At 33.3% G+C, this 24,360-nt stretch carries 19 protein-coding genes; 11 read left to right on the top strand and 8 right to left on the bottom strand.

The window, feature by feature from the left end; all coding sequences use genetic code 11:
• The first annotated feature begins 15 nt into the window (after positions 1-15).
• Both ACW9JY_RS02965 and ACW9JY_RS02960 read left to right on the top strand, forming a co-directional pair.
• The gene (locus ACW9JY_RS02965; protein WP_103077395.1) at positions 16-1,083 is read left to right on the top strand and encodes a mandelate racemase/muconate lactonizing enzyme family protein; all 1,068 of its coding nucleotides are present in this window, start codon (positions 16-18) and stop codon (positions 1,081-1,083) included.
• Between the two features lie 17 nt (positions 1,084-1,100).
• A complete protein-coding gene (locus tag ACW9JY_RS02960; RefSeq protein ID WP_457283331.1) occupies positions 1,101-2,462 on the top strand; it encodes a transglutaminase-like domain-containing protein in 1,362 nt (453 codons plus the stop codon).
• 4 nt (positions 2,463-2,466) lie between these two features.
• Here the strand turns inward: ACW9JY_RS02960 and ACW9JY_RS02955 are convergent, their stop codons facing one another.
• From ACW9JY_RS02955 to ACW9JY_RS02940, 4 genes are read right to left on the bottom strand one after another with little or no spacing between them, the layout of a single operon-like run.
• Entirely contained in the window at positions 2,467-3,543 is a 1,077-nt protein-coding gene (locus ACW9JY_RS02955; RefSeq protein ID WP_457283330.1) for a Gfo/Idh/MocA family protein, read from the bottom strand.
• Positions 3,544-3,568: 25 nt separating this feature from the next.
• Complete coding sequence (locus ACW9JY_RS02950; protein WP_457283329.1) at positions 3,569-4,876, bottom strand: nucleotide sugar dehydrogenase; 1,308 nt, start codon at positions 4,874-4,876, stop codon at positions 3,569-3,571.
• Between the two features lie 50 nt (positions 4,877-4,926).
• Positions 4,927-6,093 (bottom strand): DegT/DnrJ/EryC1/StrS family aminotransferase, encoded by a 1,167-nt coding sequence (locus ACW9JY_RS02945; RefSeq protein WP_457283328.1) that lies wholly within the window; start codon positions 6,091-6,093, stop codon positions 4,927-4,929.
• Positions 6,090-6,743, bottom strand: a complete 654-nt coding sequence (locus tag ACW9JY_RS02940) for a winged helix-turn-helix transcriptional regulator (RefSeq protein ID WP_103077391.1) — start codon at positions 6,741-6,743, stop codon at positions 6,090-6,092. The genes ACW9JY_RS02945 and ACW9JY_RS02940 overlap by 4 nt, the downstream gene beginning before the upstream one ends.
• Before the next feature lie 296 nt (positions 6,744-7,039).
• On the opposite strand from ACW9JY_RS02940, the gene ACW9JY_RS02935 reads away from it, so the two are divergent.
• From ACW9JY_RS02935 to ACW9JY_RS02925, 3 genes are read left to right on the top strand one after another with little or no spacing between them, the layout of a single operon-like run.
• A complete protein-coding gene (locus tag ACW9JY_RS02935; protein WP_457283327.1) occupies positions 7,040-7,861 on the top strand; it encodes a fumarate hydratase in 822 nt (273 codons plus the stop codon).
• On the top strand, positions 7,848-8,345 hold the full coding sequence (locus tag ACW9JY_RS02930; RefSeq protein WP_457283326.1) for a FumA C-terminus/TtdB family hydratase beta subunit: 498 nt from the start codon (positions 7,848-7,850) through the stop codon (positions 8,343-8,345). Before ACW9JY_RS02935 ends, ACW9JY_RS02930 begins: the two co-directional genes overlap by 14 nt.
• Positions 8,346-8,364: 19 nt before the next feature.
• Complete coding sequence (locus ACW9JY_RS02925; protein WP_457283325.1) at positions 8,365-9,504, top strand: NAD(P)-dependent malic enzyme; 1,140 nt, start codon at positions 8,365-8,367, stop codon at positions 9,502-9,504.
• Between the two features lie 32 nt (positions 9,505-9,536).
• On the opposite strand, the gene ACW9JY_RS02920 is transcribed toward ACW9JY_RS02925, so the two are convergent.
• On the bottom strand, positions 9,537-11,129 hold the full coding sequence (locus ACW9JY_RS02920) for a DEAD/DEAH box helicase (protein WP_457283324.1): 1,593 nt from the start codon (positions 11,127-11,129) through the stop codon (positions 9,537-9,539).
• Between the two features lie 188 nt (positions 11,130-11,317).
• On the opposite strand from ACW9JY_RS02920, the gene ACW9JY_RS02915 reads away from it, so the two are divergent.
• From ACW9JY_RS02915 to ACW9JY_RS02890, 6 genes are all read left to right on the top strand, one after another.
• Positions 11,318-11,770: a hypothetical protein gene (locus tag ACW9JY_RS02915; protein ID WP_103077380.1), complete on the top strand. Its 453-nt coding sequence runs from the start codon at positions 11,318-11,320 to the stop codon at positions 11,768-11,770.
• Between the two features lie 4 nt (positions 11,771-11,774).
• Positions 11,775-15,020: a PD-(D/E)XK nuclease family protein gene (locus ACW9JY_RS02910; protein ID WP_457283323.1), complete on the top strand. Its 3,246-nt coding sequence runs from the start codon at positions 11,775-11,777 to the stop codon at positions 15,018-15,020.
• A gap of 121 nt (positions 15,021-15,141) precedes the next feature.
• Entirely contained in the window at positions 15,142-17,019 is a 1,878-nt protein-coding gene (locus tag ACW9JY_RS02905) for a GumC family protein (protein ID WP_457283322.1), read from the top strand.
• Positions 17,020-17,117: 98 nt separating this feature from the next.
• The gene (locus ACW9JY_RS02900) at positions 17,118-19,277 is read left to right on the top strand and encodes a GumC family protein (RefSeq protein ID WP_457283321.1); all 2,160 of its coding nucleotides are present in this window, start codon (positions 17,118-17,120) and stop codon (positions 19,275-19,277) included.
• Positions 19,278-19,303: 26 nt separating this feature from the next.
• The gene (locus tag ACW9JY_RS02895; protein WP_457283320.1) at positions 19,304-19,942 is read left to right on the top strand and encodes a CpsB/CapC family capsule biosynthesis tyrosine phosphatase; all 639 of its coding nucleotides are present in this window, start codon (positions 19,304-19,306) and stop codon (positions 19,940-19,942) included.
• A 111-nt stretch (positions 19,943-20,053) separates the two neighbouring features.
• Positions 20,054-20,605, top strand: coding sequence for a GNAT family N-acetyltransferase (locus tag ACW9JY_RS02890; RefSeq protein ID WP_457283319.1), 552 nt, complete (start codon positions 20,054-20,056; stop codon positions 20,603-20,605).
• A 49-nt stretch (positions 20,606-20,654) separates the two neighbouring features.
• Here ACW9JY_RS02890 and ACW9JY_RS02885 read toward each other — a convergent pair whose 3' ends face one another.
• From ACW9JY_RS02885 to ACW9JY_RS02875, 3 genes are read right to left on the bottom strand one after another with little or no spacing between them, the layout of a single operon-like run.
• Positions 20,655-22,106: an oligosaccharide flippase family protein gene (locus tag ACW9JY_RS02885; RefSeq protein WP_457283318.1), complete on the bottom strand. Its 1,452-nt coding sequence runs from the start codon at positions 22,104-22,106 to the stop codon at positions 20,655-20,657.
• Positions 22,107-22,162: 56 nt separating this feature from the next.
• On the bottom strand, positions 22,163-23,149 hold the full coding sequence (locus tag ACW9JY_RS02880) for a glycosyltransferase (protein WP_457283317.1): 987 nt from the start codon (positions 23,147-23,149) through the stop codon (positions 22,163-22,165).
• A gap of 8 nt (positions 23,150-23,157) precedes the next feature.
• Positions 23,158-24,348 carry a glycosyltransferase gene (locus ACW9JY_RS02875; protein ID WP_457283316.1) on the bottom strand — a complete coding sequence of 397 codons (1,191 nt, stop codon included), beginning with the start codon at positions 24,346-24,348 and terminating at the stop codon, positions 23,158-23,160.
• Positions 24,349-24,360: the final 12 nt, after the last annotated feature.

The following is a 24,360-nucleotide window of genomic DNA, read 5'->3' as shown; positions in this document are numbered from 1 at the left end:
ATGGGAGGTAGAGAAATGAGAATAACAGATTTAAAATTTGAAAAAATCAAAATTAAACTCAAAAAACCTTTTGTTATTTCGCGAGGAGCAACGGAGTATTGTGAATCGGTGCTTGTAAAAATAACTACTGATGAAGGATACTACGGTTTTGGAGAAGCTACTCCTTCTCGTTCGGTAACGGGGGAAAGTATCGATAGTGTAACATTTGTTCTTAAAACATTCAAAGAAATATTAATAGGGCAGGATCCACTCGCAATAGAAAGAATACATTATATATTGAACAAAGCAATTGCAGGAAATACAGCAGCAAAAGCAGCGGTTGATATCGCTCTCTACGATATAAAAGGGAAAGTGATGCAAGAACCTCTTTATAAGCTTCTTGGTGGATTTGAAAACAAAGTACAAACAGATATCACGATAGGGATTGGTGCACCACAAGAAATGGCAAACGAAGCCAAAGAGAGCGTAGATAAAGGATTTAATATATTAAAAATCAAAACTGGCGTTGATCTTAAAAACGACATTGAAGCTATCAGGCTAATAAGAAATAGCGTGGGAGATAACGTAAGATTGAAAATAGATGCCAACCAAGGATGGAATATACACGATACGTTAACCGCAATCAAAATGATAGAAAATTACAACGTTGAAGCCGTTGAGCAGCCGTTAGCCGATTGGGATTTTGATGGGTCTGCACTTTTGCGAAAAAAGGCTGATATGAAGATAATTTTAGATGAATCAGTTCATAACGCTCATGATGCAATGCATGCAATGAAAAAAGATAGTGCCGATATGATCAACATAAAACTGATGAAAAGTGGAGGGCTTTACGAAGCTGAAAAGATTAACGCAATTGCAGAATCTGCTGGAATTAATTGTATGGTTGGATGTATGGTAGAAACAAAGGTGGCCCTTACTGCGGGGGCAAGCTTAGTCGCAGCTAAGAGAAATATAACAGATGCTGATTTAGATTCTTTCATGTATTATGAAGAATTCGAAGGAATAAAAGGAGGATTTGAAGTAAAAGGAGATACAATAATTCTTTTGGACAAACCTGGTTTAGGAATAGAAATCAATATGTGAAAGGGGAGGGGAGACTTTTGAACGATAACGATTTAGGTTTTTTAATCGCAAATTTACCAGAAGATATCGAAAAACTTGTAGATTCTGGAGAATTTGAAAAGGCTAATAAACTAATAGATATTTATTTACAAAGAAACATTTCAGGTACTTTAAAAGAAAGGTTGAGTTTTGAAAAATACAGAATGGAAATTCTAAAAAAAGAGTATATCTATGATTATGAAAATGCATTGAAAATGCTTCAAGAACAAATAAAAGACTTTGAAGTAGAAGAACTAGAAAGGTTGAAAGAAGAAAGATACGCTGATTGGATCAATATTAATGGTAAAGTAATGTTTCACAAAAGATTTTTTGAAAACATCCAAAAAACCTATTCATCGATGAAAGGGCGTCTAATCAGTAAGCCTCAAGAAAATGAAGAAGCAAAAAAATTACAAGAAAGTATTATAAAAGAAATTATTGAAAAGGGTGAGAAAAGTTACTTCATACATTTAAAAACAGGTATTAAGTTTAAAAAGGGAAAAGGACGATTAAACGAGACTGTCAGAGTTCACCTGCCCATCCCACAAAAGGCTCAGCAAATCAAAAATATCAAGATTCTAAATACTTCACACAAACCAAAATTTATATCTCCAGAAACTTATCCTCAAAGAACAATATACTTCGAAGAAAAACTAAAAGAAGAAGAGAGCTTCACCGTTGAATACTCCTACGAAAACCATGTTAAATATGTAGATCTTGATTATAACAAAGTGTTAGACCGCCAACCCAATTTCTACACATCTGAATGGCCACCTCAGATTGTTTTTACTCCTTTTTTAAAAGATTTGGCAAGAGAGATTGTAAAAGACGAAAAGAATCAATTAAAAAAGGCTAGAAAGATCTATGATTACATAACCCAAAACGTTATATATTCTTATGTCAGACCTTATGTTTCGATACTAAACATACCAGAATATGCAGCCTATAATTTAAAAGGCGACTGTGGAGTTCAAGCACTTTTGTTTATAACGTTGTGTAGAATAGTCGGCATTCCCGCAAAATGGCAATCTGGTCTATATGTCGATCCCCACAGTATAAGTCCTCATGACTGGGCACAATTTTATGTCGAACCGTTTGGATGGTGTTTTGCTGATCTATCTTTTGGTGGCAGTTCATTAAGAAAACGAAATGAAGAAAGATGGAACTTTTATTTTGGTAATCTTGATCCTTTTAGAATGGTTTCTAACTCAGAATTTCACTACAATTTCTATCCTCCCAAGCATTTCTTAAGGTTGGATCCTTACGATAACCAAGTTGGTGAAGCAGAATATCTTGATAAAGCTATAGATAAAGATAACTTTGAAACTATTTTGGAAATAATCGAAATACGTGAAATTTAAGATGTCATTGTTGACCCCTTTTGATTTCTATCGTTGAAAAATCGATTGGAAATTTCACAGGTCTGTCCAAAAGGGCAGACTTGTAAATTCCTAAAACAGCTTCTACAGCCTTTTTCCCTTCTTCACCGTTAATAAAGGGATCTCGATCTTCTTCTATCGATTGATAAAAATCTCTGTAAAGTGGAATGTGCCCGCTCCCATAAACCGTATCAGGATCTGGGAGATTTTGAAATGGATGTCCATCTTCTCCTTCAAATCTCCAATGTTTTATCTTATTCACCGCTAAGCCACCGATAACCACTGTGCCTTTTTCTCCAAATATCGATAGAGTTTCTTCCAAGTTTTTTGGATATATATTTGCTGATCCTTCTATAATTCCTACAGAACCGTTTTTAAATTTTACTATTGCCCCTCCAAAATCCTCGGCTTCTATATAAGGATGCGTGAAGTTCTTAATAACACCGTATATTTCATCTATTTCAGAGCCCATATTCCACAATAGCAAGTCTATATTGTGCGTACATTGGTTCATCAACGTGCCCCCGTCGTATTCCCAAGTGCCCCTCCATTTTGCCTGCTTATAATATTCTTCGTTTCTATTCCACCTAATGGAAGCTTGACCATGGAGAATCCTTCCAAATGAATCTGTTGTAATTTTTTTTCTTAATTCTTGTATAGGTGGATTGAACCGATTTTGAAAACAAACCCCTAACTTTAAATTTTTCCTTTTTGCAAACTCTATCATCTCGTTCATATGTTTTGTTGATAGGGCCATTGGTTTTTCCACTAACACATGTTTGTTGTTTTGCAGAGCTTGCATGGTGATTTCATAGTGATTTCCACTTTCGGTGGCTATTGCCACGGCATCTATATCGGTTCTTTTCAACAATTTACTGTAATCCGTGTATATTTCTGGTTTGTTTAATCCAGAATTTTCTACCTTACTGGCAAATTGTTTTGCTCTTTCTTCTTTTAAATCGCAAACAGCCACGTTTTCAATAATATCAGAATTTTTTATGATCGCTTCTGTGTGTTTTTTTTGAGCAATTCTTCCACAACCTATTACAGCCAATTTAAGCACGGAATATCACCTACTTTTAAACTTTTTATAATAGAGAAACTTTTTCTGGATACTTCTCTCTAAGTTCTTTTGTGATATTTTTTGTATCGAAAACTATATCGGCATTTTCCAAAACAAAATTGTAATCCACCTTTTTATGTCCGGTAGTAATTAAGACCGCATCTGATTCCTCTAACAATTCTTTAGTTAAATCTACCGTTTTATACTCTATTCCTTTGTGAGAAAAATTTTTTATATAGGGATCATGAATCTTTACTTCTGCTCCCTTTTTTTTCAAAAGCTCCAAAATTTTCAATGCAGGAGACTCTCTTAAATCGTCTATATCGTTTTTATAACTCACCCCTAACATCAATATTTTGGAACCATTCAAACACTTTTTATTTTCGTTTAAAATGTCCATTAGTCTTTCGATTACGTACTCGGGCATATAATCGTTTATTTCCCCTGCCAATTCTATTATCCTTGTGTGATAGTCAAACTCTCTAGCTTTATACGTTAAATAAAAAGGATCTATTGGAATACAGTGACCACCCACACCTGGTCCTGGATAAAAAGGCATGAACCCAAAAGGCTTTGTAGCAGCTGCATCTATGACCTGCCAGATATTTATTCCCATTTTCTTTGCTAAAATAGCCATTTCATTGATGAGACCAATATTCACTATTCTAAAGGTATTTTCCAAAATTTTTGACATCTCTGCTTCCTTAGGGGACGATACGGTGAAAACTCCTGCGTTTAATACGTTTTCATACAGTGTTTTTGCATGTAAAGTACATTTTTCGGTAACTCCACCGACTACTTTTGGTGTATTTTTGGTCTTGTAAATCAAATTTCCTGGATCTACCCTCTCTGGGCTAAAAGCTAAATAAAAATCTTTTCCAACCTTAAACCCATATTCTTGTAATAATGGCAGAATTACTTCTTCGGTGGTTCCTGGATATGTAGTGCTTTCTAAAACAATCAATATTTCTGGGTGAAGCCTTTTTGCAATCTCTTTTGTTGAATCAACAACAAAACTTAAATCAGGTTGTTTGTATTTATTCAAAGGAGTTGGAACACATATCATAACACAATCGCATTCCCTTATTCTATCATAATCAGTTGTGGCGCTTAGATAACCATCTTCAACTAGCTTTTCTAACTCTGAATTTACAATATCTCCAATATAATTTATTCCTTTGTTGACCTTTTCAACCTTTTCTTTTTGAATATCGAACCCTAAAACATGGTACCCTGCCTTTGCCTTTTCTACTGCAAGAGGTAAACCCACATAACCTAAACCTATTACCCCTACCTTTGCCGTTTTATCTTTTATTTTGTCTAGTAATGCCATTTTTCAGTCCTCCCCTTTCTAAAATAACACTGTTTTTATGAATTCTAAAACTATTTTGAAAAAAACTCTTTAATACATTTAACTACGTATTCCTGCTCTTTTTTGGTGAGCTCTGGAAACATTGGCAAAGCTATCGTCGATTTAGATGCCTTTTCAGCTACAGGGAAGTCCCCTTCTTTATAACCCAAGTTCTCAAAACACTTTTGAAGGTGCAAACCCAGGGGATAGTATATCGATGTTCCAACACTTTTATTTTCTAAGAATTTTTTTAATTTATTCCTATCTTTGGGGTTATTCAAAGTGACAACGTATTGGTGATAGACATGGGTTCTATCATTAAAATAAGCAGGATAACTTAAATCTTCGTTGAGGTTATGTAATTCAAATAATTCTTCATAATTTTTTGCCTTTTTTATTCTTTTATCAATGTATTCATCTAAATTGTTTAGTTTTATTCTCAATATTGAGGCTTGAACTTCGTCTAACCTTGAATTGTAACCAACTTCATCGTGATAATATTTTTTTGCTGCACCATGGACTCTTAATTTTCTGACCCTATCTGCCAAATCCGCATCGTTTGTAACAACCATTCCACCATCACCATAACCACCCAGATTTTTTGTTGGGAAGAAAGAAAAAATACCCAAATCTCCTATACTACCACTAAATTTTCTTTCGCCATTCTTATACTGCCATACAGACCCAATAGATTGAGCGGCATCTTCTATGATTTTTACGTTGTAATTCTCTCTTATTTTTTCCAATCTCTCTAAATCAACGGTTTTTCCAAAAAGGTGTACAGGAATAATTGCTTTAATTTTTTCTTTTTCCGGATGATTTTCAAGCAAATCTTCGACTTTATCCAAATCAAGGTTGTAGTATTTATCTTCTACATCCACGAATATAGGGGTAGCACCATTCAGGACAATGGCACTTGCGGTTGCAAAAAAAGTATATGGTGTGGTGATAACGTAATCTCCTTCTTTTATACCCAGAGCTTGAACCGATATTCTTAGGGCATCAGAACCATTAGCAACACCGATAGCATACTTTACATTTATATACTTCGCAATTTCCTCTTCTAAGGCTTTTACATTACTTCCCATAACCACGTTTCCAGAAGTGAAAACGGCATCCAACTTCTTCAGAACATCTTTTCTCAATTTTTCATATTGCCTTGTTAAATCAAAAAGAGGAACCTCCATCTTATCTTTCATTTCATATCCCCCTCCAAAGAAATATTGCCTTCCTCATCTATCTTAAAAACGTACAATTTTTCCAAATTTCTTTCCGTTGCCTTTTCCAATATTTTTTCTGACTTCCTGAACGAAGCTATTATGAGGGCATCATAGGTTAACTCTTTGGCTTTTTCCGGCGGGTAAATATCTATTCCTTGGAGCTTATCTCCTTGCTTTGAAGGAGAATCATCCAAAAATCCAATTATATTAATATTTTCATCCTTCAAAACCTTTAGTACAATCCCTCCAACAACCCCTGCACCATATAAAAGAATATCCTTTAAATTATCTTTTTTAAGAGTTTGAAAAACTTTTTTGAAGGAGTCTTTGGTTTCTGTGTACAGCTCAGAAACCTCATCAACGAAACTCAGGGTTAAAAATTGCAACCTCTTTTTTCCCGCCTCTGTAAGTTCATAACTCATATTACGTTTGTTTTCACCGCTTTTTATAATATTTCCATTCTCTTCAAAATCCTTTAAATACTTGTTTATCATCGATGGGACAACCCCTACTTTTTTCGCCATCGTTTCTTGAGAAATATCGTTTTCTTGAGAAATTAACTTTAAGATCATCATTTCTCGAAAGTTTGGAGAGGGGTTGAAAAAAGTGTAATTTTGAATATTTAGCATTGGGAAGATCACCTCTAATCATTTCATTCATACACCAAGTGAATAATCATAATTAATTATAACAATTATTTTTTTAAAAGTCAATTGAACGCATTAGATAATGTTAGATGCCGCGTTGTTAAAGTCGAGTAGAGGCGATTAGGACTCAAAAACTAAAAAATTCTTAATTTTTCATTTTTATGTTAAAATTTCAAAAAGATGGAAAAATAGACGATAAAATAGAAACTTGAGAAATTAAACAATTAGCATCGCTAAAGAGAGTAATCAATTATAAAAAAGGAGTTTGAAATTTTGAGATGATATCTAAGCGTGAAATATTAGAAAAGTTGACAAACCATATAGTACAGGTCAATGAAACGATAAATCCAGAAGTAAAAACTTACATAGACGAATACAAAGGTCCATTTTCTCAAGCGCTAAAAGAAAATTATAAGATTGCAGAAGCTGAAAAATTACCTCTCTGTCAAGATACAGGCATTGTTGAATTTTTTGTTTTTCTAGGGAACGAAGTTATTCTTGAAGACCCGATATTTTCCACGTTAAGTGAGGTGGTTGAAAAGGTATATACGGAAAATCCCTTTCGATTTTCAGTTGTAAGTGATCCCCTTTTTGAAAGAAAAAACACTAAAAATAACACTCCACCTGTGGTACACATATTCCAAGTCTCTGGGAAGAGTTTAGAGATCAAATTTTTGGTGAAAGGCGGGGGGAGTGAAAATCTCTCAGCCTTGTTCATGTTAAAGCCATCGATCGGGGTCCAAGAATTAAAAGATGTAATAATTGGGCATGTGAAAGAAAACGGAGTAAAAGGTTGCCCGCCTTTACATGTTGGAATAGGAATAGGTGGAACTTCTGATAAAGCAATGGTTTTATCCAAATTAGCATTGACCAAAAGTTTCAAAGAAAGAAATCAAAACCCTGTATATGCGGATTTTGAGGAAGCGCTTTTGAAAGATTTAAATACTTTAAAAATAGGATTTCAAGGACTAAAAGAAGGAGTTTCGGTTTTTTCTGTACATGTAGAATATGCTCCCACACATATTGCAACACTTCCTGTGGGGGTTTCCTTAGATTGTTACCTTTGTAGAAAAGGTGTGGTAAAATTTGAAGATAGATGAAATTGAAAAATTAAGAATCGGAGAACTCTTACAATACACTGGTGAATTGATAGTTATGAGGGATGCTGCACACCAAAAACTTTTAGAATTACTTTCAAAAAATTCGCAGCTTCCTGTAGATTTAAATGAAAAAATTGTATTTTATGCAGGCCCTGCAAATCCTCCAAAGAACTCTAAGATAGGTGCTATAGGTCCGACAACGAGTGAAAGAATGGATAAATATCTTGAAATGATCTTTAAATTAGGTGTGCTAGGAACTGTTGGAAAGGGAAAAAGAAGTGATTTGGCAGTAAAGTTATGTATAAAATACAAGAGAGTTTATTTTATAACTCCAAGTGGTGCAGCTGCGTACCTTTCTAAGTGTGTGAAGGATATAAGGGTTCTTGCTTTTCCAGAATTAGGGCCAGAAGCTATTTACAACATAAACGTGGAGGATTTTCCTTTAATGGTGGCAATAGATAAAAACGGCAATCAAATATTTTAACTTTTAAGGAGAGTTAATCTTGGACGCAAAAGAATTACACAAAATACTCAAGGGAAAAATCAGGACAATTTCAAATGTTGACAATTTGAACGAAGAATCGTTATCCCTACTATACACTCCTGGGGTAGCAGATGTTGCAGAAAGATGCTCAAAAGATCCAGAAAACACATTTTTATACACAAGACGTTGGAACACCGTTGGTATCGTTTCAGACGGAAGCGCTGTACTAGGTCTCGGTAACATAGGTCCATATGGTGCTCTTCCCGTTATGGAAGGTAAAGCATTATTGTTTAATCTTTTTGGCCAGCTTGATGCCTTCCCAATTTGCTTAAATACACAAGATCCAGAAGAAATTGTTTCTATTGTGAAGAACTTAGAACCTTCGTTTGGAGGTATAAACTTAGAAGACATCTCTGCTCCCAGATGTTTTCGAATATTAGAAGAATTGAATAAAACAATGAATATTCCGGTTTTTCATGATGATCAGCAGGGAACTGCTGTAGTAGTCACGGCAGGATTGTTGAATGCATTGAAATTAATGGGCAAAGAAGCAAAAAATATTAAAGTTGTTATTAACGGTATAGGGGCAGCGGGATACAATATAGCCAAGTTTTTGATGGATTTTGGGGTCATAAATCTTGTTTTAGTTGACAAGAATGGGGTGTTGAATAAAAATGTTCCAGAAAGTTGTTTGCATGAATATCACCAAGAATTAGCAAAGATAACGAATCCAGAAAATATAACCGGGAATCTCTCAGATGCTCTTTTTGGTGCGGATGTGTTTGTAGGGGTATCTAAAGGTAATATTTTGAATGAAGAGATGGTAAAAAAAATGAATAAAAATCCTATAATATTTGCACTTGCCAACCCTTTACCGGAAATAGATCCAATATTAGCAAAAAGCTTCGGGGCAAGTATAGTGGCGACTGGCAGATCAGATTATCCTAACCAAATCAACAATCTCATAGCCTTTCCTGGAATAATGAAAGGAGCGATAGAGAAAAAATCAAAGATAACTAAAAAAATGCTCCATTCTGCAATACTTGCAATTTCAAATTCATGTATTCCTACACCTAATAGGATTTTACCCGAAGCTTATGATAAAAGATTACATTTGAACGTATACGAAGCGGTTAAAAATGCTTCTAGTTCGAACTAATTCTTCCTATAATCCATTTTTGATTTCACTTTCTAATTTCTTTTGGACTTAGCTTGTACTACTAGTGGTCTTTTTCTCTTTGATTTTTGCTTAAAGATCTCTATTATTGCTTCAGCTTGTTCGGAAGGAACCGTCACAAAAGAAAATTTATCCATTATTTGTATATCTTTTATTTTTTTTCTATTTACACCAGTTTCCTTTTCTATGAATTCAGCAAGTTTTCTTGGTGTCATTTTACTTAAACTACCTAATGCAACAAATAACCTTTGGTCTTTTCTTTTTGAAGAGTTTTTAACTTCTTTTATTTTGCTATAATTTTCTTCTTTCAAGATTCCACCATAAAAATACTTTAAAATAGAAGCAATTATTTGGCTCGGCTCTTGGTCGGTCTCCTCTAAGATTGTTTCCGCCAAGATTTCATAAATGGGATCTATATCTTTGGAAAGATTAGATTTGATCTCATCTTTTATTTTTTCAACTTTTGCGTTAACAATATCTTTGGCTTGTGGTATTTTAGCTTCTTCTATTAAGGCTTTTGAGGAATGCTTGATGAACATAAATTTTCTATACTCGCTCGGTGTGACAAAAGTAATAGCTATACCCTCATTTCCAGCCCTCGCAGTTCTTCCTATACGATGTATATAATTTTCTGGATTTTGTGGAAGAGAATAATTGATAACGTATTTAAGATTGTCTATGTCTATACCTCTGGCTGCAACATCTGTGGCTATTAAAATTTTTATACGTTTGCTCTTAAATCTATCCATTATTCTTTCTCTTTGATTTTGAGAGACATCACCATTTAGTGCTTCTGCTTCGTAACCTTTTTTGATTAATTTGTTTGCGATTTCTTCTGATTGGACTTTTGTTTTAGTAAATACAAGACCGTAAAAATCACTATCTATATCTATGAGCCTACTCAAAAGTTCTATTTTATCAGATTCAGAAATCATGTAATAAATTTGTTTTGCCTTTTTTACGGTTATATCCTCTTTGTTTCCTTGAACTGTTGTTACCGTTTCAAAATTCCCCATATACTTTCTAGCAAGGGTAATAATCCTTTGAGGTATCGTAGCTGAAAACATCAAAATTTGCTTTTCTTTATTAGTTTTTGAAAGTATCGTCTCCACATCTTCTATAAAACCCATATCTAGCATTTCATCGGCTTCATCAATGACCAAATACTTAATTTTGCTAATATCTAAAGTACCTCTGTTCAAATGGTCTATTATTCTTCCTGGGGTACCTACTACTAAATCTACGTTTCTCTTAAGGGCTCTGATTTGATTTCCAATTGAGACCCCTCCATACACGGGAAGAAGATTCAATCTTTTGTTTCCCTTCAGTGAGTCAATTTCGTTACAAACTTGCAAAGCTAATTCTCTCGTAGGGGTTAATACTAAAGCTTGAACGTCGTTTGCTTTCTCTTCTAATCTTTCAATTAGAGGTATACCAAATGCTGCAGTTTTTCCTGTACCAGTTTGAGCCTGACCGATTACATTATTCTTGCCTGATAAAAGAAAGGGGATAACCTTTTCTTGGATAGGAGTTGGTTCTTCGTACCCTTTTCTATCAATCGCGTTGAGTATGCTATCAGAAAGGCCCATGTGTTGAAATTTTGTCATGTTTTTACTCCTTTTTCTAATTTTTGGGCCAAAATAACCTTTTACATTATACCATAAGTTTCGTAAACAAATGGTATTTGTTTAAGAATTTAAATAACAATTACCTTAAAAATCTTTTGTGTATCGAGATAATAAATATGATATAATTAACTGAAAGAGAGTTACACCATTAAAGAGGTGAAAGACAATTGAAAGAAGGATTTTTAGAAATCTTACTTCCTTTTGCAATAATTCTTTTGCTTTTTGGTTTTTCTTCACAAAAAGCTTCAACAACAGCTCAGCCATCTCCTACAACAGCCCCAGAAATACCTTCGTTTTCAGAAGAAGATGAAAACTTATTCGAAGTCACTTTTATAATCACTTCCGTTCCAGAAGATACACCGGAAGATGCTTCAATTTATATGATGGGAAACTTCAACAATTGGTTGGTGGGAGATGAAAATTATAGGTTTGAAAAAATGGAGGATGGGACGTACCAATTGTCTCTTAGAATGCCTCCAAATACTGAAATAGAGTACAAATATAACCTTGGTAACTATGATTATATAGAGAAGGATTTCTTTGGGAACGAAAGAGAAAATAGAACTTACAAATTTGAATATAACTTCGATGAAGTGAGAAACGAAATAGAAAGCTGGTAGAAAAATGAGAAAGGTCTATTTATTTGACTTAAATCCAGAACATTTTAAAAACGTTGGAGATCTTGTACTTCCTTTTTACAACGAAGACCCTCTGAACTTTTTGTTTCTAGGACCTTCTGGTTTTTATGTGAAGCAAGTGGCAGAATACGTTGCCTCACAAACAAAAAAAACTATCAATCGTGATGCCTTCAGGGTTATAAACCAATATGTAACTGAGACGCTAAAAACATACCAGCCACAATCTGTAATACTGGATAGAGATTTTTTGAAGGTATACATCGAAAACGAGATAATGGACTTAATAGAAGAAGAGAAGAAAGACGAAGAATTTTCTGAATATCTAAACGTTATATCCAAATCTCAAAAATCAGTGGAGTACATATTAGATATTTTCGAGAAAAAATGGGAAATTTCAAGGGTTGAAGATGAAGAAATCGTTGAATCCTCTGAAGAATACAAGTTGCTCGATGATTCTATAGATAACAATTCTAATTTGTACATACTTTACACTAAATTAGAAAAAAAACTCGAAGATATTTTAGAAACGAAGTTCGATATGTCTATTAAATATCAAAGAAATTACGATCCCGTTAGTGTGTATAAATGGTTTTATGAGATTTTACCTACTAGATTGAAAGAAGAAGGGAAAAAATATATAGGAAAAAGGGTCGTTATTTCGGGTTTTTTTGATATTTCTCCAGCCGTTAACAAAACTCTTAAAGCTTTCTTTAATCTCTTTGAAGAGGTTCATTTTATTACTTGGGTCAATATAGAAGACAGAAGTTTTGATTCTATAACTAACATACACAACTTTTTAAAAAATGAAGGGTTTGAGTTCCAATCGAAAAATAAAGGGTTAAAACGGATTTTTGAAAATACCAATATTGAGATCTTTCCAATGAACAACGATGTTTCTGAAATAGAAACCCTTACAAAAGAAATAAAAAGAAAATTGATAAGTGAAAATCTTTCACCTGATGAATTGGGGATCGTTGTTCCCAATAGTTCAACTGCAAAATTATTGGCGGATTATTTGGAAGATGCCAAGGTACCTTACCGGTTTAAAAATGATGTTCCTCTAAACGAAAGCCAAATAGTTTTAATACTTCTTCAACCAATTAAAACGTTGGTGAGGGGTTGTGAAGTTGAAGATATCTTGGCGATGATTGAAAGTGGTTACGGGGGAGTAACTGAACTGACAATGGAGCAGATAGAAAAGTATCTAAAGCGACTGAACTTATTCTATGACATACAAAAATCCTCTCTCAAGAACCGAAAAGAAAAGTGGATGAATACCGTTGAGAAAGAAATAGATAAAAGAAATTCTCAACTTAAAGGTACAGAAGAAATAGAAAGAATAAGCGAAGAACTCAAAGACTTAAATGAATTAAAAAAATGTCTTGGCAACATATTTTCTCTTTTAGAAAATATCCAGAAAAGCAAAGATCGAAAAAAGTACTTCAGTGTTTCTGATTACAGGGAGTTAGTGAAAGAATGGATAGATACTTACCTATCTCATTTCAACATACTGAAAACATACGAGGATGTACTCTCTATTGAGAGTCAATTAAATGCATTAAAAGCTTTTGAAGCACTAGTATTTAACGTCGAAGAAAATTTGGAGAAAATTCTAAAGTCAAATAAAAATTTAGGAATTGAAAAGTTCTACAAAATACTTTCTTCTCTTATTCAGATTGAAACGTATAGAGAATCCGAAAGGTACGATAATACAGTAGAAATAATGAGCCTTGAAGACTCAAGATTTGTAAAGAAAAAATACAAATATATTGTCGGTTTCACCGAAGAAAACTACCCTTCAATAAAGATCAATCCTTTCATCACATCTATGAGTAACGAAGGGACCTCAATCGCCAAACATTCAGAAAAGATCAGTAGAAGAAACTTGTTTATCTCGATGATCTTCGCTGATAATATAGTATTTACATATCCAAACGCTAAACTAAGTGGTGAACCAATACTACCCTCTCCATACGAAAAAGAGTTTAGGAACAACTTTAAAAACGTCAAATATTCGAATAAGTTCCTCTCTAAAAAAGAAATCCTACCAAAAGATCCCGAGAATATATTCTCTGAATCAGAAGCTTCTATTTATTACATATTGAACGGGAAGAAAGAATATTTACAAAGTAAACACTTTACTGATATTGAAAGATTAAAAAAAGAGATAACTAATCCAGGCTGGCAATTATATAAAAATACCGACCTTGGACGGTTAAGTCATACAAAAATAACTACTTATGTGGATTGCCCTTTTAAGTATTATCTTGGAATTGAAGGTCGGTTAAACGGAGATAAAGATTTTGAGAAGTTTTTTGATGGGCTTATAAAGCACAGGGTAATGAAAGAGATATTTTCCAAATACAAAAATTATGAAGTTATGTCCCAAAAAATTCTCAACAAAGAAGAATTGAAAGAAGAAATAAAAGATATCATTGAAGATATTTGGGAGGAGTATACAGACGATTTTTTACACACTTATGAAGCTATAAAAGACGTGGAAAGTGAAATAATAACAGAAGATATTTTAGAAAGCATAGAAGACATACATCGAAAGTATATCCATTTCAAAAAAGGTATAGATCTCACTTATTCTCAAGTTATAGCTACAGAGTTAGAGGTAAATTCAAAGATAAATATCGGGAATTTTCACGATGTAGACCTAACCTCCAGAATAGACAGGGTAGATCTTTTGAACGGAAACTATGTGTACCTTCTTGATGAATTTGGCGACCAACTTTTACCAGAAGCTTACTCAATTATGGATTACAAAAGATCAAAAAATTTCCAAAGTGAACAATTGCTAATTTATTACCTAACCTTATTAAACAACGAAGAATGGAAAAACAAATTAGCAAATTCTGACGTGTATCTAAAGTTTCAAGTAGTATCAAAGAAAAAAGAACATAAAAATAGTAATTTTATAAAAATACAAAAAAATATTATTATATATAAACAACACGGGCGGGGTGTTAAGTTCGTATCTTTCGATATTAAAGAATTCTACACGTGGTTAGAGAAAGTTTTTCAAAACATCAATAAATCTGATTTCACCCCTATAGCAGTAAAAGAAAGACAAATAAGAAGGTTCTTAGAGGAAATGCATGATAAATACAACAACGCAAAAACAGGAGAAAAATATTATGATTGCTCTTCTTGCCAATTCAGAAGTTTATGCGAGCTGATGCAGTACAAAAGAGATTTTAATATGAACATAAAAAAATACTTTTGAAATAAGTCTACCATATGGTAGAATATTTTGCATAGAATAAAATAAAGGGTGGGGAGCGGGGCGAAGGGGCGCTAAAAGAGCCTAAACACAGTAAAAAATAACTAAAAATTGGAGGATGGAAATGGAAGAAGAAAAAGAACTAACCTTTTCAGACATACTCAGAATTTTTAAAAGAAGAAAGTGGACTTTTCTAATTATTTTCTTTTTAACTATCTTTTTAACAGTGGTTTATCTGTTTTTCATTGCAACCCCCACGTATGAAGCAAAGCAGGTTATAGAGTACAAATCAAGTTCTTCCCAACCAAGTGTCTCTTTAGGGTCCATGTCTTCTGCCGCAAACTTGTTAGGAATTAGCCAACCGGCTGACTCGGGTTTAACCACCGAAATTGAAAGGATGAAAGCCGATTGGGTGTTGGCAAACGTTGTAAAAGAGCTCAATCTTGTAGAAAAAGCGAATGAAAACAAAGGGTTAATTGCCAGATTAAGAGGCACAGAAGTAACAGAAAGAGATCTTATCGATTCACTAAAAGAAAATATAAATATACAGAATGTGGAAGAAACTAATATGATAGAAATAAGCTATCAAAGTTCTGATCCAACTATTGCTGCTTCGGTTGTGTCACTAGTGTATTCTTACTACACCGAATATGCAAAAAAACTTTATTTTGAGGATTCGCAATCTTATTTGAATCAAGTCGAAACTCTATTTGAAGATGTTTCTCAGCAATATGATCAGATAAATAAAGAGGTTTTGGATTTTCAAACTAAAAATAAACTACAGGGAACTACTTTAGATCCTTCATCAGAAAGCACTCAAGGTGTGGATCCCTTAATTAATTACTACTCAGAAACCTATATGAATATACTCAAATTAGAAGCTGATAAAAACCAATTAGAAATCAGAAAGCAAGCTATTGAAGATAATATTTTCAAAATGAGCCCAGAAACTAAAGAGTTTATATTAACAAATACAGAAAAAGATACACCTGTTAAGGATATAAAATCCAAATTAGTAAGTGATAGAATAGAATTAGAAACTTTAAAGTTAAATTCCCCTAGTTCTCCGAGAATTGGTGCTTTGGAAGCTGAAATAACCGTTTTAGAAAATGAATTGGAAAATAACCTTGAAGCAATTTTTTCCAACGATTTAAACTTTCTTGCATCGATTGATATGGGAACTTTTAATGAATACACAGGGATAATTACACAACTCCAACTTTTCGATGTAACAAGACAAGTGTACGAAAATATGCTCCAACTTATAGATGATGAAATTGCGAAAAGATCCCCTATTATGTACGAATATTTCCTTTTGAGAAAAGATCAAGCTATACTTCAAACAAGATACAACACTTTACTAACTGTATTAGAGCAAGAAAGAATGAAGGCATCACTGTACGATAACAAATTCACAGTAATAACCTCCGCTTACGTACCAGAGAATCCTGTATCACCAAATACCACCCTCTCTTTAGCTATTGGAGTGGTATTGGCAATATCCTTGGGAATTTTGGGGGTTTTCGTAAGAGAAGTAAACGACAAAACAGTGAAAGATCTATACGAATTTGAAAGTTTATTTGGGATTCCTGACATTATTTTAAATGATTCAAACGATGCTGAGAAGATAGTTAATTATATTTACAAAAAAGATTTTAAAAAGTTTGGATTGTTGTTTTTGGGAAATTTCTCAGTTGCCCAAAATCTTGCCCAAAGAATTTACAACATCTTAAATACAATAAAATCTTACAAAATAGAGTATTATATCTCACAAGAAAACGAAGATTACAAAGAAAAGTTTGAAAAATTTGAAAAGTTTAAAAATACGAACGAGGCTTTTATCGTGTTTGACAATTTTAACAACAGTGATTATATACTATACAGAGATGATTTAGAAAAAATTATTATATTTATAGAAGAAAAAAGAACAAACTTGGAAGATATAATGGAGGTTTTAGAAAAAGAAAAGGATCCCACCGTTGTTTATGTGAAAAAATATTAAGAGATTAAATAAAATTCATTATATTTGGTATAATGATTTTATAGAAGAATTTATTATTCAGACATGAAGTAAGTTAAAGACCCCTGGGAGGTTTAAAGATGGAAAATGAGTTGACATTCGAGGACATTTTAAAGATATTTAAAAAAAGATTCTGGTGGTTTTTTTTAACCGTAGTTGTAACGGCAGTAATTACCCTAATCTACCTTTTCAACACTACTCCAATTTATGAAGCAAATACAACCTTGAAAATTGACCCATCTCAACAAAGTTCCGTTGCAGATATTTTCGGTACACAGATGGGGTCAACCTCATCTAAGATATCGACAGAAATTGAATTGATAAAAAGCAGAAGAAATCTAGAAAAAGTAATCGACAATTTAAACTTAATGGAATATTTTCAAGCAAAAGCTGAAAACCCAGAAGAGGTCACAAGAAACGGCGTTGTTCGTGCCCTCGAACAAATGATCACGGTCTCACCTGTTAGCGATACAAATGTCGTAAGGATATCGGTTCAAAGTGAAGACAAGGAACTGGTAAGAAGCATCGCTGATAATTTAGCGATTGTATACAACGATTTGTTAAAAAGTTTGTCTCAAAACGAGTACACCGCAAGAAGAAAGTTTATAGAAGAGCAAATTCCATTAGCTGAAAGTGATTTGAACGCTGCTCAAGACGATCTTAGAAATTTTAAAGAGGAAAATAATATTTTTTTGTTAGATGAAGAGGCAAAATCAATATTACAATTTCTGGTTTCCTACGATCAACAGATAAATACTTATCAGATGCAAATGGAAGAAACTAAGATAAGGCTGCAAACGTTGAATGATACCTTAAAAAGTATGGATCAAGAAATCATTTCATCTGAGACAATATCAATAAACCCAGTCGTAAGTAATTTAAGAAATCAGATAGTTAATATCCAGGTTCAGCTCGCAGGCTTGGAAGGTACTAAATCTCCCAGCGATCCCGAAGTTTTGAGACTAAGGGAGGAACTGAACCAAGCCCAAGAGATGCTAAAAAGTGAGATAAGTACTATTGTAACTTCCCAAGTGAGAACTACCAATCCGCAGTATAATAGCTTGTATTCACAATTGATTGAAGAACAAGCCAGACAACAAGTTCTTCAAGGCACAATACAATCTTTAACAACGTTAAGAAACACCTATCAATCCCAATTGAACCAATTACCTGCATTGGAGCAAAGACTTATGAATTACGAAAGAGAGGTAAGAGTAAAAGAAAATCTGTATGTTCTTCTTTTAGAAAAATTGGAAGAGGCTAAGATTGCTGAAGCTGGTGTAATTGGTACAGCAAATATAATAGACCCTGCTTTTGTTTCTCCAAATCCTGTTAAACCAAATAAGACTCTGACTGCCTTAATAGGAGGAGTTTTAGGAATCTTTTTAGGTATACTTGTAGTTTTTCTCATCGAATATCTGGATAAAAAGGTTAAAGATGAAAACGAACTGAAGATGATCGTTAAGGGTTACCCTGTTCTTGGTAGAATACCGCATTTACATGTAGACAAAGAAACAAATGATGAATTAATAGTTTTAAGGGATCCAGTCTCCCCAATTTCTGAAGCTTACAAGATGTTGGCTACCAATATTAACTTTTCTAACGCCAAAGAACCTAATGTTATTACCTTTTCCAGTGGTGGACCCACTGAGGGTAAAACAATAACCGCAGCAAATGTTGCTATTTCATACGCCCAAAGCGGTAACAAAACGTTATTGATAGACGCTGATATGAGAAGACCAAGAGTTGAAAAGATTTTGAATTTAAAAAGTAAGAATGTTGGGTTAATAAATCATTTATTGAGAGGAGCTTCTATAGAACAATCTGTAAAGAAACCTTTTGAGACTCTAGATAACTTTTATGTTTTGCCTGTTGGAACTTTACCTCCAAATCCCACAACTGTACTAACTTCAAATGGATTTAAAGATCTACTTGATAAACTCAAAGAGTTTTACGATAAGATAATTATTGATCTTCCACCAATAATGGTTGCTCCCGATGCTATGATCGCATCAAGATATTCAGATGGACTGGTATTAGTGACTCGTTATGGACAAACTTTGAAACCAACTTTAAAAGCCGCAATTGAAAACATAACAACATCAGGGGTAAAACTCATTGGAACGGTTATAAATGATGTAAACGAAAAATCCTCTAATTATTACTATTACTACTATTATTACTCGGATGATGGGGATAAAAGCAAGACAAAGAAGAGAAGAAGAAAAACTAGAACATAAGGGGCCCATAAAGGGGGTAAAATAAAATGTATATCGACATTCATTGCCATTTATTACCTGGAGTTGATGATGGCGTAAAAACTATTGAAGAAACATTAAATGAACTGAGAAGGTATAAAGAAAACGACATTACCCATGTTATTTTTACACCTCATGTCAACCATCCTTCTGTTAAAACAGATATAACTAACATCAAAGAAGTTTATCAAAAGGTGAAAGAAAAAATAGAGAATGAAATTGGTTTAAAGACCTATCTTGCCTCTGAATTATATCTAACCCCAGATTACAAAGATTTTATTCCGTTTAATTCCTTCGTTTTGATAGAATTCCCAATACAACCTATGCCTATTTATGCCCTTGATTCGATATTTAATTTACAATTGGATGGTTATGAAGTTATTCTTGTACATGTGGAACGATACAAATGGTTATATGAACACAAAGACATCATTCAAAGAATGAGAGAAATGGGTGTACTCTTCCAGGTCAATTTTGAAGGGTTAAAAACTCAAGAAGGTAAGTATTATTTTGATAATTACTTGGTGGATTTCTTAGCGACTGATAATCATGGAAGTTCGAATAGAGAAGAAGTGGATTTAAGTCTTTTCAAGAAATATTCTGAAATAACTAAAAACGCCTTCGACATTTTAGGAATAGTTCCTTAAGTTACTTATTAAAACGATTCCTTAAGCAACTAATTTTAAGTAATTCCTTATGGGGCGGTGGGCGGGAAAAGATAACATCTTTTGGAGGTGTCGGTAACGAAGCTCGAATTAATGAGCAAAGAAGAGTTTGAAATATACAAAAAGAAAATGTACGAAGAATATGCAAAAGTTTTAGCTGAGAATTTGTTGATTCCTTACGAAGAAGCCTTGGCAAGAGCTGAGGATCAAATTGATACCATCTGGAACGAAGATATGAAAAAAGGAAAAAACTATGGATATAATGTTATAAACGGTAATAACGAACACGTTGGAAGAATATGGGTTTTTGTTAATTACAGTTCTAAAAAAGCGTTTATATACGATATTAGGATTTTTCCTAAGTATCAAAAAAGGGGATTTGCAAAGAGTGCTATAAAAGAATTAGAAGAAACGTTAAAAAAGGAAAACGTAAAATCTCTTGAACTGAATGTTTTTGGGAACAACAAAGTTGCGTATAATTTGTATAAGAATCTTGGATTCGACGAGACATACATTAATCTCATGAGGGGTTTTCAAAAACAGAGAGTTGTTACTTTACCAAAATTTTTGAAGTTTTTAGAAACTCTCTTTTTAAAAGCAGGATATAGAATAGTAGCTATCGAGATGAGAAAAAAATTAAAATAACAACAGGGGTGGGGAGCGGTCTTAGGGCGAAGCCCTACCAATACCACCCTCACTTACTAACAACCCTCTCCTTCACTTCCCTCATCAAATCAATCCCCAAATCAAACACATATTTCACCTGGTCTCTATACACAAACATTACAACGATCAAACCCAAAATAGCAGACACAACCTGAAAAACTATATTAGGGACAAAAGTGTTCACAAAAGCAACGATCACAAAAACAAACGTACTGATATAAAATTTACCCAAATGGTAATTCACGGGATACAGTTTCTGGGAAATATATGTACTTATTGAAAAGAAAACAATGTAAGAAAATCCTGTGGAAAGGGCTGCTCCTTTAGCGCCATATATAGGAACAAGCATCAAATTTCCAAATATATTAACACCAGCAGATATAATTGCCCTTACTGTATACCAATAGGTTTTCTTTTTAAAACTTATTCCTTGACCAGTAATATAGTCAACAGTTCCCATAATAGGCATCAAAATCAAAAAAGAGCTAATCCCAGCAGCCTGCCTATAAGAACTTTCTAAAAGTAAAAATATCACATCTTTGAACACAACTATCAGCAATCCAAATATAAACATCGCTGTGGCAGTGAACACAGAAGTCTTCTCAAAAACCCCTGTACTCTCAGGCTCTTTTTCATAACTTTCATAAGAAACAGGTACCCAAAACGTAGTAAACCCCACTTGAATTAAATTCATCACCGCAACCACTTTGAAAGCGGCAGAATACAAACCAATCTCTGTAAAATTAGAATAATTTCTTAACGCCAACCTATCTATCGACTGAAAAAGCCACGTAATTAAAAAAGTAGGAACAAAAGGAAGCCCATATCTAACAACCGCTTTTATCGATTTAAAATCAACCTTGAACTTACCAAACCACAATTCTCTTTCAAAAAAGATCGCTAGTAAAGCTGTAACTATATGAGAAAAAAACAAACCAACGATGACAGCATAAAAGCTTCTTGAAACAAAAATGGCGTATAAAATCGTAAAAACAGCATTTGTTACTCCGTTTATTACCCTCAATGTAGAAAAAGCGATACCTCTTTTTTTCATCCGAACAGCCAAAGTGGAAAATCTTTCTAAAATACCAACTAGTATAGTAACCCCCAACAGAAAAATCGGAAGAAAATGATTATAATCCCCAAAAAGAACGAAAGACAGCTCTTCCCAAAAGATACCAATTACAACAAAAACCACAACGCCTATACTCAAACTTGGCAGCAAAGAATCCCATAGCAAATCTCTTCTCTTATCCTCAGGTCTTTCATAAAACATACGAACAAAGCTCTGATCCGCTCCAAGAAGTGCCACATTGAGAAGCAAATTGAAAGCTAAAGTGAACATCGATGCCTTACCAAACTCCTCTGGGATTATAAGCCAAGTAGTAATAGGGGTAGTGATGAAAGAAATCAATGCAGATATCCATTGACCTATTGAGAATTGAAAAAAATATTTAATAAATTCTCTTTCTTTAGACATTATAGCCTCCAACAAATTTTGGTAAAAAGAATATTTTTACTATATAATTCACTGAGTTATTTGAAAATAGAAATATACATAGATGGAAAATACAATATTATCATTTTTCTTATCTTGCCCTTAAGTGATTTAAATTTATATTTTTTTAATTCTTTTCTTATAAAGTTATTTTTTATCAGCCTAATAACTATGTCTTTTGTTTTTTCATCATTTTTATCGAACAATAACAAGCCATTGATCATATTCCAATAAAATTCAGGTTTAAATTCATTTATAAATATTTCTTTTTCTTCTGTACCGTCTTTTAATAAAATTTCCAATAAATAGATTGCTTTTATCGTATGTACTCTTTTAAAGTTAAAATTCTTTGAGATGGATTGACCGTGAAAAAAATAATAGCTCAAACTTTTTTCAATACAAGTAATATGATTAGCCTTTAATAAAGCTTTAAATATAAAATTCACATCTTCAGCAAAAAATACTTTTTTTAGGAAAAATATGTTATTATTAATTAAAAAGTCTTTGTTGTACATAGCGCTTCCAGTCCAAATCCAGAAGTTGTGTAGCATATAATCTTTTATGAAAGAATTGCTATTTTTTATGTATTCATAATGGTCTTCGTATTTACCTATTACCTTTCCACTTGGATCTACCTTATCCCAACCCCAATATACTATGTCAAAAGGTTCACTATCCTTTAGCTTTTTGTTTAATTCTTTTATCAAATCCTCATGTATAGCATCATCTGCGTCTAAAAAAATTATATAATTCCCCTTTGCTTCTTTTATACCCAAATTTCTTGCAATGCTTACTCCTTCATTTTCTTTATCTATGAACCTATATGTGAAATTACAATCCTCTAATAATTCCCTTAAAATATCCCTTGAGTTATCCCGAGAGCCATCGTTGATAAATATTACTTCAAAATTTTTTTCTTTTTGTTTCTTTAAACTATTTACACTGTTGGCAATTAATTTACCAGAATTATAAAAAGGAACGATTATCGAGATTAAAGGATATTCTCCCATAAGAAACTCCTTCATTTTAATCTTTAATTTAAGACTTCCTTATATACTTCTATTTCTCTTGCTACAATATTCTCCCACGAAAAACCCAAAGCCCTTTTTCTTAAATAACTTTCATCAATTGGATTTTCTAACAACTTTACAACCGATTCAGCAAACCTTTTTTCAAAATCTTCCTCTTCCTCGACGACTATTCCTCCATCTCCGATTGCCTCGGGTATACCCCCGTTACTGCTACCAACAACAGCCACCCCACATCCCTGTGCTTCCAATACAACACACGGCCATCCTTCATTCCTACTTGGAAGTATCATTACATCCATAACATTCATATAATAAGGTACGTCTTCATGAGAAACACGACCAACAAATTTAACCTGCAACCTTCTTTTCTTACACTCATTTTCAATGCCTTTTCTTAACTCACCATCTCCTACCACTAAAAATTCAGCATCGTAGATTGAAGAAATGTAAGAAAAAATTTCGGGCAATTTATCTGCCCTTTTTACTTCCTTCAATCCACCCACAAACCCAACAACCTTTTTAGATAACCCCAATTCTTTTTTTGTCTTTCCTTTATCAAAAGGTTTAAAGATATCTGGTTCAATCCCGTTGGGAATAACAACAGAATTCTCACCAGCATACCCAAATGATTTAGCTTTGTTCAATAACGCATTACTCACAAAGATAACCTTTGCAGCATTTTCTAAAACATCTACGTACAATTCTTTTGCCTTAGGCATCGCTAAGTTTATATCACTACCATGGCATGTAACTACATATGGAATATTTAACTTTTCAGACAATACTTTAGCAATTAATCCCGCTGGTGGTTTGTACATCCCATGTGCGTGAATTATGTCGAATCCTTCGCCCTTGATTTTATCAAATAGCTTATTTACAATTTCTTTTGAATTTTCAATTTGATTATTTTTCTTTAATACTCTCCAATTAAAAATGTCGATTACATTTCTACATAAAGTTGCATATTTGTATTTTACACCATTAACTTCGTAAAATGAATCAGTAACATTTCCATTTGTGCTAGAAAGAATCTTCTTTAAAAGTTTTACGCCAAAAGTATCCTTATAAGTAATACCATAAATATCGAAATTCATATTAAAACTTTGTAGAGTTTTAAGCCTATTTGTTATAAAAATTCCACCTGTAGGATTATGAGGAGATGGCAACAAATTCGTCAGGAACAATACCTTCACTATTTATCAACT

The organism is Petrotoga sp. DB-2, from assembly GCF_054051725.1.
Note: the sequence above shows the minus strand (reverse complement) of the source record. Positions and strands in the feature narration are given on the sequence as shown.

Bases quoted from the DNA above. Each gene is read 5' to 3' on its own strand.
- ACW9JY_RS02965 (WP_103077395.1), top strand. From the start codon at position 16: ATGAGAATAACAGATTTAAAATTTGAAAAAATCAAAATTAAACTCAAA.
- ACW9JY_RS02950 (WP_457283329.1), bottom strand. From the start codon at position 4,876: ATGGCATTACTAGACAAAATAAAAGATAAAACGGCAAAGGTAGGGGTA.
- ACW9JY_RS02945 (WP_457283328.1), bottom strand. From the start codon at position 6,093: ATGAAAGATAAGATGGAGGTTCCTCTTTTTGATTTAACAAGGCAATAT.
- ACW9JY_RS02940 (WP_103077391.1), bottom strand. From the start codon at position 6,743: ATGCTAAATATTCAAAATTACACTTTTTTCAACCCCTCTCCAAACTTT.
- ACW9JY_RS02935 (WP_457283327.1), top strand. From the start codon at position 7,040: ATGATATCTAAGCGTGAAATATTAGAAAAGTTGACAAACCATATAGTA.
- ACW9JY_RS02920 (WP_457283324.1), bottom strand. From the start codon at position 11,129: ATGACAAAATTTCAACACATGGGCCTTTCTGATAGCATACTCAACGCG.
- ACW9JY_RS02910 (WP_457283323.1), top strand. From the start codon at position 11,775: ATGAGAAAGGTCTATTTATTTGACTTAAATCCAGAACATTTTAAAAAC.
- ACW9JY_RS02905 (WP_457283322.1), top strand. From the start codon at position 15,142: ATGGAAGAAGAAAAAGAACTAACCTTTTCAGACATACTCAGAATTTTT.
- ACW9JY_RS02900 (WP_457283321.1), top strand. From the start codon at position 17,118: ATGGAAAATGAGTTGACATTCGAGGACATTTTAAAGATATTTAAAAAA.
- ACW9JY_RS02895 (WP_457283320.1), top strand. From the start codon at position 19,304: ATGTATATCGACATTCATTGCCATTTATTACCTGGAGTTGATGATGGC.
- ACW9JY_RS02890 (WP_457283319.1), top strand. From the start codon at position 20,054: ATGAGCAAAGAAGAGTTTGAAATATACAAAAAGAAAATGTACGAAGAA.
- ACW9JY_RS02885 (WP_457283318.1), bottom strand. From the start codon at position 22,106: ATGTCTAAAGAAAGAGAATTTATTAAATATTTTTTTCAATTCTCAATA.
- ACW9JY_RS02880 (WP_457283317.1), bottom strand. From the start codon at position 23,149: ATGAAGGAGTTTCTTATGGGAGAATATCCTTTAATCTCGATAATCGTT.